This window comes from Paenibacillus sp. YAE3, assembly GCF_057546105.1.
Genome location: NZ_BAAIYF010000039.1, coordinates 1 through 651, shown reverse-complemented (window position 1 = coordinate 651; position 651 = coordinate 1). Strand labels below are relative to the sequence as shown.

Below are 651 nucleotides of genomic sequence, written 5' to 3'. Positions count from 1 at the left end.
AGTACCGAAGGTCATGATCTCACACTGCCAAGAAAAGCCTCTAGCCAGGTGAAGGTGCCCGTACCGCAAACCGACACAGGTAGGCGAGAAGAGAATTCTAAGGCGCGCGGAAGAACTCTCGTTAAGGAACTCGGCAAAATGACCCCGTAACTTCGGGAGAAGGGGTGCCCCGGTAGTGTGAATAGCACGAGGGGGCCGCAGTGAAAAGGCCCAAGCGACTGTTTAGCAAAAACACAGGTCTGTGCGAAGCCGTAAGGCGAAGTATACGGGCTGACGCCTGCCCGGTGCTGGAAGGTTAAGGGGAGCGGTTAGGGATTAGTCCCGAAGCTGTGAACCGAAGCCCCAGTAAACGGCGGCCGTAACTATAACGGTCCTAAGGTAGCGAAATTCCTTGTCAGGTAAATTCTGACCCGCACGAATGGCGTAACGACTTGGGCGCTGTCTCAACGAGAGATCCGGTGAAATTTTAATACCTGTGAAGATGCAGGTTACCCGCGACAAGACGGAAAGACCCCATGGAGCTTTACTGCAGCTTGATATTGGATTTGGGTACGATCTGTACAGGATAGGTGGGAGCCTTTGAAACCTGAGCGCCAGCTTAGGTGGAGGCGACGTTGGGATACCACCCTGATCGTATCTAGGTTCTAACCT

Annotated in this window: 1 rRNA gene; it reads left to right on the top strand. The window is 53.5% G+C overall.

Annotated features, from left to right (window positions below):
* A 23S ribosomal RNA gene (locus AC27KL_RS28055) occupies positions 1 to 651 on the top strand; the annotation flags it as partial.